The following is an 11,488-nucleotide window of genomic DNA, read 5'->3' as shown; positions in this document are numbered from 1 at the left end:
TGGTATGTCTGATACAATCAAATTAGAAAAAGATAAATGGTATAGCGTTGAAGCAAATGGAAGGATTCACATCAGATTTGTTAAAGTAAGGAGTATGTATGAACAAGGAAAAGATAGTTAAATTACTATATTTTGTTTTAATTGTTTTGGTAATTGGTTTTGGGATTTGTGTATTGGTGGATTATTTAAGATATGATACGATTCTAAATTCTGCTCCATTTTATATATTTATCATCACAAGATTCGTCGAATTCATTGTACCTAGTATTATTATTTTTATTGTCGCAACACTGATAAAAGCTAATAGGAGATAGAAATGCGTTTTGAAAATTTTAAGCTTGTTCTCAATTACGGTTTCACGTTTGCTATAGTGATTTAATTACTAGATTAATAAAAAGGGAGAATGTAAAAATGAAGGAAAAAAATATTAGTGGTTTATTGTTCTTGATTGCCGGTATACTTTTTTTAGTCGTATATGCAATGAATAAAAATAATATAAATATCGTGTTGGGGTGTTGTTTTGTAGTCTTGGGGATTAGTAAAAGGACAAAATTAAAGTAAAAAATATTCGATGATATATAAAGAAGGAGAATTGTTATGGCATATGATTTAGAAAAAGAAAAACGAGAAGCAATTAATGCAGGTTATCTTGCTTTAAGAAGTTTATTAGAAGCACAAAAGAGTCTTAATAGTGCTAAGAATTTTGGTATATGGGATATGCTTGGTGGTAGTTTTCTTTCAACAATGGCAAAACACTCAAAAATGGATCAAGCAAAACAATATATGGAACAAGCTAAATATGATTTAAAGAAATTTAGTAAAGAATTAAATGATGTGAATATAATATATCATCTTGATATTGAAAACAATGATTTCTTATCTTTTGCGGATTGGTTTTTCGATGGATTTGTTGTGGATTGGATGGTTCAAGATCGTATAAATAAAGCATCTTATCAAGTTGAAGAAGCTATTAGAAGAGTAGAAAATATAATAAGACAGCTTCAGATATGAGGTGAAAAAATGGATATAACCAAAATCGTTATTAAAGGTGCATCAGGGTATGCTGTATCGAAAATGGTCATATAAAACCACTAGTCCTGTGTTTAAACAACTTTACAAAGAAGTTGCTTCAAGAACATTATACTATCTTCACAATGATGAGATTTTATTCGTAACGGATATTGGTCCAACAATTATTACAGCTACTTTTGAAGATAAACACCGTGAAACGGCTAATTATTTTTGTCCAAGTGAATTTTTTGTGGATTATTTTAAAATGATAAAAAAGTTAGTTCCGAATTGTGAATATGTTCCAGCTGTTCTTTTAACACAAGAGGATTATGAAATTTTATGAAAACAGAATTTAAACACAATCCGTCAATTCCTTATAGTTTACATGATATGAGAGTTAACAAAATTCAAGTTCAAGAAGATAAAATCATATTAGATTTTGAAAATGGATATGTAAAACTTACAGAGCTTTATGAACAAATTGATGGAAACATAACGATTGAAGGCGTAGATTTTTATTTTACAAGTGTTACCATGCAAAGTGAATTAGGAAGTTTTGGTAAATTTCAGGGAGAAAAAATGAGTCTTGTTGATTTTATAAAACAATATCAAAATTATAGCTTTGAAATTGTTGATGAATTATATGGATATAATCAAGTCTTGTATTCTGGGTATTTATATACTGCAAAGATTATTCAAATGGAGATAGCGATTTATTTTACAGGTAACATTATTTATGAGACAGAAGAGTAGGTAGTAAAGGAAAAAAAATGAGTAAGTATAAAATATTGAGTGGTTTATATGTGTTAGCATCAATTTGTTTTATAGGAGGAACAATTGATCATATTGTTGTTGGAAAACAAGTGATGACACCTATTCTATTGACTGTTGTTTGTATGGCTATTTGGAATTATAAAAAGAAATAATTGCAAAAGAGAAATTATATGGAATGTCCTTATTGTGGAAATTATCAAAGGATATGTTCAAGGAGGAAATAGAATATTCTTTACAACAATTTTCAACCTACTAGCGAAGAGATTATATTAAACTATTGTAATTTTATTTTTCCTATTCATGATACATATCGATGTCTTACTTGTAAAAAAGTAGTAATGGATTACGAGAATATAGATAAATGAGAAAGTTTATGATGTTATTGGGAGGTATTATAAAATGAGTATATATAAACTGTTATGTATTATGTTTGTTTTGGCTGCATGTTGCTTCTTTGCAGGAACAATTCATCATATTGTAAATACTGGAGAAGGTATAATTTCATCCATTCTTCTAGGCTTGGGTTGTATCTGTATGTCTGTTGTATTGTATAAAAAGAAATAATGAACCTATATAATGACGAAGATGAATTTAGGCAATGGAAAAAAATGGAAAGTGATGAAGAACAGCTTGTCAGTTCACTAAAAGAACATCCAGAATTGCTTGCAAAAATAGCTGAAATGATTAAAAAAATGAGATAGTTTGATTAGAAATATTGAACTTTATTAGCAAATTGAAAAATTTACAAAATTAGTTCGAATCTCTAAGTGGGAATCGAATCTACAACTTTGTCTTAGGAGCACCGCGCTCTATCCAATTGAGCTATTAGGGCAACGTTTTTTTTAAGCATGTCCTCATAGAGTAGTAGGAAAAATAATCACTAAGCTATAAGGACTAAGGCGTATATCAACACAGTGGGAGAAAGCAACAATCTCCTTTGGAGTACCGCTTTTCTGCTTTACAGGCAGATTATGACGCCATGAAAGATATGCTTTACGGTGATATTCCAAATTTTGAAACCGCAATGTCCGCAGTCAGGGAACTGGAAAAGGAAATCAACGCACTTTAATTTCATACATAAACTGGAAAACCGACTATTCGATTTTGAGTAGCCGGTTTTTTCTATGTCCAAAGGAGGGATGCCATATCACACAAAATGGAGTTAACAAAATGTTTGACGGACAGGTTGCATTATGCGCCAGAATCCTGTGACAGAAAACAAAGAAATATATCGGGGATGATACGGTACAAGTTTAGAGGATCAAAGCTTCAAAATCAATTCCGCAATAACTGCTTCTATTTCTTCTTTACTAATGCCTTTCGTCGTCAGTTGTTGCAGTGTGTCCATACCGCCATTTACGATGAAATACAGCTTTATTCGTTCTGTGGTTGATAATTTATCTGTTTCATAGAGGGAGAATAACCGTGCCTTGATTTTTTCTATCAACAAATTCTCACGACCACGAAATAGGATTTTTAAGTCCTCATTACTTTCAAAAGCGGGGACTCCTTTGATAAACGCCATTGGGTCACTAAAAAGTGCAGAACTACTTTCAACATCCAACTGACACCTATCTAAGCACTCATTTTCGAGTTTATCCGAAAGGTCGAACACATCTTGATAGTATTTGTAAAAGGTAGCTTTGTTGATGATGGCGATTTCACAGATTTCCTTAACCTTTATCTTTTCGAGAGACTGCTTTTTCCTCAACTCTAAGAAAACCTCTTTGATTGCCTTTTTTGTTTTGATAATTCGTGCGTCCATATCAGTTCCTAAACTCTTTCTCAAAAAGGTTGATTAACAAACCTTTTGCTTATATTGTTGGTTGAAAATAATAAACCATAGTCGTATAATTGCATTATAATAAATAACTATACATTTTACAAGGAGTTTGGAATGGAAAAACTAATTTTATCGTGGCTTGATATTTGGCTTTATGTTATTCTTGCCATAGGAATTATAGATGGTGTGCTTTTGGCTGTAAATTGGAAAAAGTACAACCGAATTATGAGACTTTCAATTATAGGGGGTATCACGCTCGTTGCTCATGTTTGGGAAGAATGGGTTTTACCGGCGGCTTTGGCTATATCTATAACGATGGATGCCTCAATTATCCGATGAACCGCCTTTCAGATATGACGACAAACCTTATGGGTGTTCTGACCATCTCTGTTATCAGCTTTTATTGGGCGTATAGAACATTCAAGGGAAAGTCAATCAATCAAATCTTTGTTACAAGAACGAGCATTTGCGTATTTCTTATCAGCGTGTTAGAAGGATTTATGCATATAAAGGGTGGCATAAACTACCTGGACACCTACGGATTCTATAATCCGGGACTTGCCACCACCATTTTCATGTTTCTTCCTATTGCCGTTTTCTTCTTTATATCCTTTAGAAAAAACAAACCGACAAAGAAGGATTGGCTTATTGGTGCTATCGCTACGATGGTTGTGTTCCTTGTGATGATTATTCTCCCCGAAGCCATTTTCAAAGACCCCAACTCGCCATTTGGCTATCCCAATGCAGGTTGGTATCAGCAGTTTCTTGAATAACTACATAAAAACTCCTCACTACCATACGGCAGTTGAGGAGTTTTTTGCTTGGTGATTTCTTTCATTTTGATTGCAAGTAAGTTCGTTCCAACTATATTCTGCCAAAACTGGAGAGGAGGTTTTCTACCATGAATATTTGTTTTTTTCTTTTCTGATATAAAAAAGCCGAAAACCCTTGAAAAGAAAGGCTTTCGGCGTTGTTAGCTGGCGTCGCAAAAGGGACTTGAACCCCCGACCCACGCTTAGGAGATGGTGTACTTGGTTAAATTTGTGTGAACTTATAGTTTGAGAAAAGGGTATACAAAAGGTAAAAAAATTGAACGTTGATTCATGTATAAAAAGATATAATACAATGAAATTGAAAACCATTTGATAAACTATTTAAGATATAGCATGTCAGATAATCAAATAAAAGTAACAACAAATTTAAAAAATTTGAGAAAATTAATTTTATTATTTGATCTATTTACTAATGTTGTTTATGGACATGTATAATTGAAGCTCCTACTTCGTATCATTTAAGCGATAAGATATTAACTATTAAATTTATTGTTAATAAAGAAACAAACACATGGACGAATATCTTTGAAAGTGACTGTATTAATATTTAAAAATGTGTAAACTGCTATAAGATATTACTAACGGAGGAAAAAATGTATAGAAATGCTATTGCTCAATTAGTGGAATGGAAAAATAATCCAGATAGAAAACCAATGGTATTACGTGGTGCAAGACAAGTAGGTAAAACATAGATTATGAAAGAATTTGGTGAGAATTACTATGAAAAAATGTTTTATTTTAACTTTGATTCAGATGATGATTTAGCAACCATTTTCCAGAACAAGAATGCAACAAAAATTATTGAATTACTAAGTTTTATTGTTGGTGAAAAAATACTTCCACAAAAACATCTTATTATTTTCGATGAAATCCAAGAATGTCCTAATGCTTTAAATTCATTGAAATACTTTTATGAAAATGCGAATGAATACCATGTTATTTCTGCCGAGAGTTTATTAGGAACATTGTTAGCACAACCTAAGTCATACCCAGTTGGAAAAGTAAACTTATTAGATATTGGTCCTTTGACTTTTGATGAGTTTTTGCAAGCGGTAGACCCTAGCTTATATCATTATTATCAAACCATCAATAAAGGCAGCAAAATAGAAGGTATATTTCATAATAAGCTTAATGATTTATATAACTATTATTTGATAATTGGTGGTATGCCAGAATGTGTTAATTCCTGGATTACCTATAAAGATATAAAGAAAGTAGATACAATCCAAAAAGAGTTAATCCAATTTTATGAGAATGATTTTTCTAAATATAATGGAAAAGTTAATGCCGGAAGAATATTGATGGTATTCAGAAGCATCGTTACTCAACTTTCAAAAGATAATCATAAGTTTGTTTATGGTTTGGTACGAGATGGCGCAAGAGCTAGAGAATTTGAAGAAGCTATAGAATGGCTTGTATCAGCTGGCATGATATTAAGAACATATAATGTTTCTAAAAATGAGCATCCTCTCAATGCTTATGAAAAATTAAATCATTTTAAACTTTATTTGTTTGATGTTGGTTTATTAAAACAGATGGCATCAGTTTCAAATGAATCGATTTTAATAAAAAAAGATTTTCAATTTAAAGGTGCTTTAACAGAAAACTATGTTTTACAACAACTACAAGGGTTATTTGACAGTAGACCTAAATATTATTCTCCATCAGCTAATATGGAAATAGACTATTTGGTGCAATATGGGTCTGATATTATTCCAATTGAAGTGAAAGCAGGAGAATCTGTTGAATCGTCTTCTTTCAAAAAGTATATAAAAAAATATGAGCCTTCAAAAGCTATTCGATATTCTAAATTGGGATATGAACAAAATGGTAACTTAACGAATATACCTTTATATCTTGTAAGAAAAACAAAGGAACTAATCTAATTAATAAGCAAATATTATTTAATTTTAAAAGATCTATCTTTAATGATTGGTCTTTTTTCTACGGAGATATAAGTCCATGCTCAAACAAACATGATAAAAGATGTTTATGGTCATGTATAAGGTAAAGATATGGAATCTATTTTCTCAAATAAGATTTTGAACTGTTAGAAAAAATATTAGATGAATTTCAAAAATAGTTCAAAATAATGTGATAAATTTGAACTATGATATAAAACAAAAGATGTCTTTATTCATACGAATGAAGACATCTTTTTTGTTTTTATGGCGGGCTTGATGCGATTCGAACGCACGACCTTCCGCTTAGGAGGCGGATGCTCTATCCAGCTGAGCTACAAGCCCCTGTGGTGCGCCTGACAGGGGTTGAACCCGCAACCTTCAGAATCGGAATCTGACACTCTATCCAATTGAGCTACAGGCACGTATACTTAATTATATAATAGGAATTATTAAAATTCTATGACAAAATAAAATAGGTATAAAAAAACATCTCATTGCTGAGATGTTAATCGCAAATGGCGCCTGAAACAAGACTCGAACTTGTGACCTGCCGGTTAACAGCCGGATGCTCTACCGACTGAGCTATTCAGGCATCGCTCAATTATATTATCATAAAAGGTGTCTTCATGCAACAATAAAATACAAAAAATAAAATATAAAATAAAAAAACATCTCATTGCTGAGATGTTATTTGCGAATGGCGCCTGAAACAAGACTCGAACTTGTGACCTGCCGGTTAACAGCCGGATGCTCTACCGACTGAGCTATTCAGGCATTTCCTTAACGCCCATATATCTTATCATGTGAATTACATTAATGCAAGAAAAAAATAAAAAAATTTGATATAATTTATGCATGTTAAAATATATCGTAATGGACATGGATGGAACACTATTGAATTCACAAAATCAGATTCCTCCTAAAACAAAAGAACTTTTAATTGAATATCAAAAAGAGGGCGTACAACTCATCTTAGCATCCGGAAGATCTTTTCATCGTCTAATGCCAATTGCTCAAGAACTACAAATGTTTGATTACGGAGGCTATTTTATTGAAATTGATGGAATTGGTTATTATGATCTAAAAAAAGATGAACACATTGTATTAAAATCAATGGATACAGCTTATATTAAAGAACTAGTTGAGACACTGATTTCATTAGACTGTGAAGTACAAGTATGCCAAGAACAAACTATATATGCTCATATTCCCAATCGTCTAATTTCAATAAAGGAAAAACTACGAAAAGAACAAAATGTTGCGGATGATTTTCCTTGGACATCAGGTCCATGGGATTATTTGTTTGATATGAGAAAGGCTTATCAAAATATATATTATTTTGATGATATTAATGAAATAAGTGGTGAATCATTGAAAGTTCAAGTAATGGATTGCGAAGAAAAAATTGAAGAAGTTTTTTCTAAAATGAAACCATTCTCTTCTCAATTCGAATTCTTTCGAACAAGCCACAGGCAAATTGAAATATTACCTTATGGATACTCAAAAGGAATGACTTTAAAATACATTATGGATAAAAATAACGCTCAAAGAGATGAAGTTATAGCCTTTGGAGATGGAGAAAATGATGTAAGTTTATTTGCACAAGTTGATCATTCTATAGCGATGGGACAAGCAAGAGACTATGTAAAGAAACAAGCTCGTTTTGTTACGAAATCAAATGATGAAGAAGGAATATACTATGCATTAAAAAAGGGATGAGAATCCCTTTTTATTGTGTTATATAAGCATATAATAACTTTAATGTATTCATAATACCATCCATATGAGTTCTTTCCATACCATGGCTTGCGTTTACTCCTGGACCAATTAAGCCAACACGAATGTTGTTTCCACCACGTTGAGCAGCACTGGCATCTGATGAATATTTAGGATAGATATCTACTGCATACTGAATATGATTTTCTTTGGCAAGTGAAATCAAATTTGAAACAATTTCATAGTCATATGGACCACTTGAATCTTTTGCACAAATAGAAACATCTTGTTCTGTACAACTTAAATCCAAACCAATGCATCCCATATCAACGGCAAGAAATTGAACAATGTCACTGTCAATATAAGAAGAACCATGTCCAACTTCTTCATATGTAGAAAAAATGAATTTTAAAGTATGAGTTGGTACAATTTTATTATCAGATAAATATTTCATAAGTGTTAATAAAATACAACAAGAAATTTTATCATCATTAAAACGTGTTTTCACAAACCCATTATCAGTAATAGTTGTTTTTGGATCAATGAAAATATAATCTCCTGTTTCAATTCCTAATTTTTGAGTATCTTCCTTTGAATAAACAAGTTCATCAATGCGAATTTCCATGTTTTCTTCATTTCTTTCACGTGTTAAAGCATCCATGAAAACATGAGAAGCAGGCGATTTCGATAAAATAGTTCCAGTATATGTTTTATTGTCACGGGTACGAATTTTACAATACTCACCATCTAGAGTTGCTAAATTAGGACCACCAATTTTTTCAAAATTTAATTTTCCATTATCTTGAATGGAACGAACCATTAAACCAAGCGTATCAACATGAGAACCAATTCCATATACTATTTCGTCTTTTCCTTTCACAGTGACAATTAAATTCCCTTTGTGATCATATTTTGATTTATATCCAAATTGACTTACTTGAGATTGAACAAAAGCAGTTGCTTCTTTAGTGTAACCAGAAGGAGAATCAATCCCAAATAAGTTATATATCGTATCTTTTAAATAATTAGTATCAAAATTCATATAATCCTCTTCTTTCTTTTTCTTTATTATATCATTTTGTATAATAAGAAAAAAGGATGGTAGTTTATATGAAACTAGATGAATGTATTCAAAACCGTAAAAGTATTCGCTCTTATCAAAAAACAGAAGTACCAAAAGAAGACATTGAAAAAATAATAAGTGCTGCTCAATTAGCTCCTACATGGAAAAACTTTCAAACAACACGTTTCTATGTTGTTTGTAGTGAAGACAAAGTACAAGAAATGAAAAAACATGGATTAAGTTCTTTTAATGCGCAAAGAACAGAAAACGTTGATGTTTATGTTGTTGTAACTTTTAAAAAAGACATTAGTGGCTTTGATGAAGAAAAAAATCCTGTTAATGAAATGGGACAAGGATGGGGTTATTATGATGCCGGGATTGTAAGTAATCAGTTGATATTAAAAGCATGTGACTTAGGCTATGGTACTTTGATTATGGGAATACGAAATGAACAAGCTATTCGCACTATGCTTGAAATACCTGATGATGAAATTATTACTTCTGTTATTAGTCTAGGAAAGAGCAAAGATGTTCCTACAAGGAATCCTAGAAAACCGCTTGATGAGGTTTTATGCTACAAATAATATAAGAACACTCTAGGAAAAATTCCCTAGAGTGTTTTTTTGACAATTGTGAACTGAACTTTATAGTATTCTTTCATGATATTCATAATATGATCACCGATACGTTCAATGTCGGTCATAATTTGTGAATAACGAATACATTCTGTTGCTTCAACAACCCCTTCAGTTAAGCGTTTAATTTGATTTTTACGATATGATGAAGTTAATTGATCAATTTTTTCTTCCATTACACATAATTTGTCAAAATGAGATTGATTTAAATCACTAATGAATAAAAGTTCACACATATCATTGATATATTGTTTTAATTCTTTTAGTTCTTTTTCAATGACCTCTATATTTTTAATGTTATCAGTTCCATAGTGCACTAAATTAACGGCATAATCTCCTATTCGTTCAATATCTGAAAAACATTTATATAATGCACTTGTTGTGTTACTATCTTGTTCACTCATATGTAACATCGATACCTTTGACATATATTCTGTAATTTGAACATTGATAAGATTAATACGATTTTCTCTTATCAATATTTTTTCATTTTTATTAGGTGAAGTAGCCAATAAACTATCAAAAGAATCATTAATATTTTTGCGAGTTAATTCAAGCATGAAGGTAGCTTCTTTTTTTAGACTAGCAATGGCAATAGATGCATTACCAATGTTTTCTGATGTCACAAATGTTAAAGGTAGAGAAGATAAGGCATCTTCTTTTTCTTCATCTAATACAGGAAGAATTTTTTCAGCTAATGTAGCTAATTGATTTCCAAATGGTAATAAAACAAGTGTTGTAACGATGTTAAAAATTGTATGGGTATTAGCAATTTGTGCGGCTGGAACATCAGTGAGAGCGACCATCCAATCAACGAATGGAATAAATTGAATCGCAATCATAAATAAAACAGTACCAATTAAGTTGAAAGACAAATGGATAATGGTTGTTCGTTTGGCAGCACGATTAGCACTAATAGAAGCTAAAACTGAAGTAATACAAGTTCCAATGTTTTGTCCAAAAATAATATAAATTGAAGAAGACAATGGAATAAGTCCACTGTTTGCTAAGGTTTGTAGAATACCCACGGATGCACTTGAAGATTGAATTAAGGCTGTAAATGCAGTTCCTACAACTATGGCAATAAATGGATTTGAAATAGTTGTTATTAATTGAATAAATGATTGTGATTCGCGTAATGGATACATCGCATCACTCATCATTCCCATACCAATAAATAAAATTCCTAAACCAGCAAGAATTGTCCCGATATTATTTATTTTCTTGTTACGGATAAAAGTGACAAAGATGACGCCAACAATAGCCAGGATAGGCGCTAATTCACTAATGTTTAGAGCTACTAATTGACCAGTGATTGTTGTACCAATATTAGCTCCCATGATAATCCAAATTGCTTGTCTTAAAGTCATGAGTCCTGAGTTGACAAAACCTACAACCATAACTGTTGTTGCACTTGAAGATTGAATTACTGCTGTGATTAAAGCACCGACTAAGACACCTAAAAAACGATTACGTGTTAGTTTTTCAAGAATGTTTTTCATCTTATCGCCAGCTGTTTCTTCTAATCCTGTACTCATCATATGCATTCCATATAAAAATAACGCTAAACCACCTAATAAACTAAGAATATGTGTTACTGTCATAAAATCTCCTTTTCATTTTATATAGTTATTTTTAGTTAAATTAATCCAATTATTTTCTCCTTTCTGCGATAAAACAAGACTTTTATCGCTTAAAAACGATAAAAGTCTTGTTATTACGAAGTAAATACCACGCGCTATGTGCGTGGTACTGTACCTTTTAGTGTA

Annotated in this window: 14 protein-coding genes and 4 tRNA genes; 11 read left to right on the top strand and 7 right to left on the bottom strand. The window is 31.5% G+C overall.

Going from position 1 to position 11,488, the window contains the following annotated elements:
- The first annotated feature begins 98 nt into the window (after positions 1 to 98).
- From ACI313_RS02755 to ACI313_RS02730, 6 genes are all read left to right on the top strand, one after another.
- Positions 99 to 314 carry a hypothetical protein gene (locus tag ACI313_RS02755; RefSeq protein WP_439755219.1) on the top strand — a complete coding sequence of 72 codons (216 nt, stop codon included), beginning with the start codon at positions 99 to 101 and terminating at the stop codon, positions 312 to 314.
- A gap of 283 nt (positions 315 to 597) precedes the next feature.
- A complete protein-coding gene (locus tag ACI313_RS02750) occupies positions 598 to 1,011 on the top strand; it encodes a hypothetical protein (protein WP_439755218.1) in 414 nt (137 codons plus the stop codon).
- Between the two features lie 49 nt (positions 1,012 to 1,060).
- Positions 1,061 to 1,354 carry a hypothetical protein gene (locus ACI313_RS02745; RefSeq protein ID WP_320608566.1) on the top strand — a complete coding sequence of 98 codons (294 nt, stop codon included), beginning with the start codon at positions 1,061 to 1,063 and terminating at the stop codon, positions 1,352 to 1,354.
- On the top strand, positions 1,351 to 1,764 hold the full coding sequence (locus tag ACI313_RS02740) for a hypothetical protein (protein ID WP_320608567.1): 414 nt from the start codon (positions 1,351 to 1,353) through the stop codon (positions 1,762 to 1,764). The genes ACI313_RS02745 and ACI313_RS02740 overlap by 4 nt, the downstream gene beginning before the upstream one ends.
- A gap of 17 nt (positions 1,765 to 1,781) precedes the next feature.
- Entirely contained in the window at positions 1,782 to 1,937 is a 156-nt protein-coding gene (locus ACI313_RS02735) for a hypothetical protein (RefSeq protein ID WP_320608568.1), read from the top strand.
- Between the two features lie 411 nt (positions 1,938 to 2,348).
- Positions 2,349 to 2,486, top strand: a complete 138-nt coding sequence (locus ACI313_RS02730; RefSeq protein WP_320608569.1) for a hypothetical protein — start codon at positions 2,349 to 2,351, stop codon at positions 2,484 to 2,486.
- A 560-nt stretch (positions 2,487 to 3,046) separates the two neighbouring features.
- Here the strand turns inward: ACI313_RS02730 and ACI313_RS02725 are convergent.
- Positions 3,047 to 3,550, bottom strand: coding sequence for a hypothetical protein (locus ACI313_RS02725; protein ID WP_320608570.1), 504 nt, complete (start codon positions 3,548 to 3,550; stop codon positions 3,047 to 3,049).
- A 132-nt stretch (positions 3,551 to 3,682) separates the two neighbouring features.
- Between ACI313_RS02725 and ACI313_RS02720 the strand changes: the two genes are divergently transcribed.
- The 3 genes from ACI313_RS02720 (at position 3,683) to ACI313_RS02710 (ending at position 6,287) form a co-directional block, all read left to right on the top strand.
- Positions 3,683 to 3,907, top strand: coding sequence for a hypothetical protein (locus ACI313_RS02720; RefSeq protein WP_439755217.1), 225 nt, complete (start codon positions 3,683 to 3,685; stop codon positions 3,905 to 3,907).
- Positions 3,847 to 4,341 carry an HXXEE domain-containing protein gene (locus ACI313_RS02715; RefSeq protein ID WP_439755216.1) on the top strand — a complete coding sequence of 165 codons (495 nt, stop codon included), beginning with the start codon at positions 3,847 to 3,849 and terminating at the stop codon, positions 4,339 to 4,341. The genes ACI313_RS02720 and ACI313_RS02715 overlap by 61 nt, the downstream gene beginning before the upstream one ends.
- Before the next feature lie 755 nt (positions 4,342 to 5,096).
- Positions 5,097 to 6,287, top strand: a complete 1,191-nt coding sequence (locus ACI313_RS02710) for an ATP-binding protein (RefSeq protein ID WP_439755215.1) — start codon at positions 5,097 to 5,099, stop codon at positions 6,285 to 6,287.
- Positions 6,288 to 6,570: 283 nt separating this feature from the next.
- Here the strand turns inward: ACI313_RS02710 and ACI313_RS02705 are convergent.
- The 4 genes from ACI313_RS02705 to ACI313_RS02690 all read right to left on the bottom strand — a co-directional run bounded on the left by ACI313_RS02705 (position 6,571) and on the right by ACI313_RS02690 (position 7,079).
- Positions 6,571 to 6,647, bottom strand: a tRNA-Arg gene (locus ACI313_RS02705).
- Positions 6,648 to 6,650: 3 nt separating this feature from the next.
- Positions 6,651 to 6,727, bottom strand: a tRNA-Arg gene (locus tag ACI313_RS02700).
- A gap of 94 nt (positions 6,728 to 6,821) precedes the next feature.
- Positions 6,822 to 6,897 (bottom strand) — tRNA-Asn (locus tag ACI313_RS02695).
- A 106-nt stretch (positions 6,898 to 7,003) separates the two neighbouring features.
- Positions 7,004 to 7,079 (bottom strand) — tRNA-Asn (locus ACI313_RS02690).
- An 81-nt stretch (positions 7,080 to 7,160) separates the two neighbouring features.
- Here ACI313_RS02690 and ACI313_RS02685 point away from each other — a divergent pair.
- The gene (locus ACI313_RS02685; RefSeq protein ID WP_439755213.1) at positions 7,161 to 8,024 is read left to right on the top strand and encodes an HAD family hydrolase; all 864 of its coding nucleotides are present in this window, start codon (positions 7,161 to 7,163) and stop codon (positions 8,022 to 8,024) included.
- A 10-nt stretch (positions 8,025 to 8,034) separates the two neighbouring features.
- On the opposite strand, the gene ACI313_RS02680 is transcribed toward ACI313_RS02685, so the two are convergent.
- On the bottom strand, positions 8,035 to 9,063 hold the full coding sequence (locus ACI313_RS02680; protein ID WP_320607725.1) for a M42 family metallopeptidase: 1,029 nt from the start codon (positions 9,061 to 9,063) through the stop codon (positions 8,035 to 8,037).
- A 68-nt stretch (positions 9,064 to 9,131) separates the two neighbouring features.
- Here ACI313_RS02680 and ACI313_RS02675 point away from each other — a divergent pair, with 68 nt between their 5' ends.
- Complete coding sequence (locus ACI313_RS02675; protein WP_320607724.1) at positions 9,132 to 9,668, top strand: nitroreductase family protein; 537 nt, start codon at positions 9,132 to 9,134, stop codon at positions 9,666 to 9,668.
- Between the two features lie 26 nt (positions 9,669 to 9,694).
- Here the strand turns inward: ACI313_RS02675 and ACI313_RS02670 are convergent, their stop codons facing one another.
- On the bottom strand, positions 9,695 to 11,323 hold the full coding sequence (locus tag ACI313_RS02670; protein WP_439755212.1) for a Na/Pi cotransporter family protein: 1,629 nt from the start codon (positions 11,321 to 11,323) through the stop codon (positions 9,695 to 9,697).
- Positions 11,324 to 11,488: the final 165 nt, after the last annotated feature.

This window comes from Floccifex sp., assembly GCF_051873495.1.
GTDB lineage: Bacteria > Bacillota_I > Bacilli_A > Erysipelotrichales > Erysipelotrichaceae > Floccifex.
This window is presented reverse-complemented; position numbering and strand designations above follow the sequence as displayed.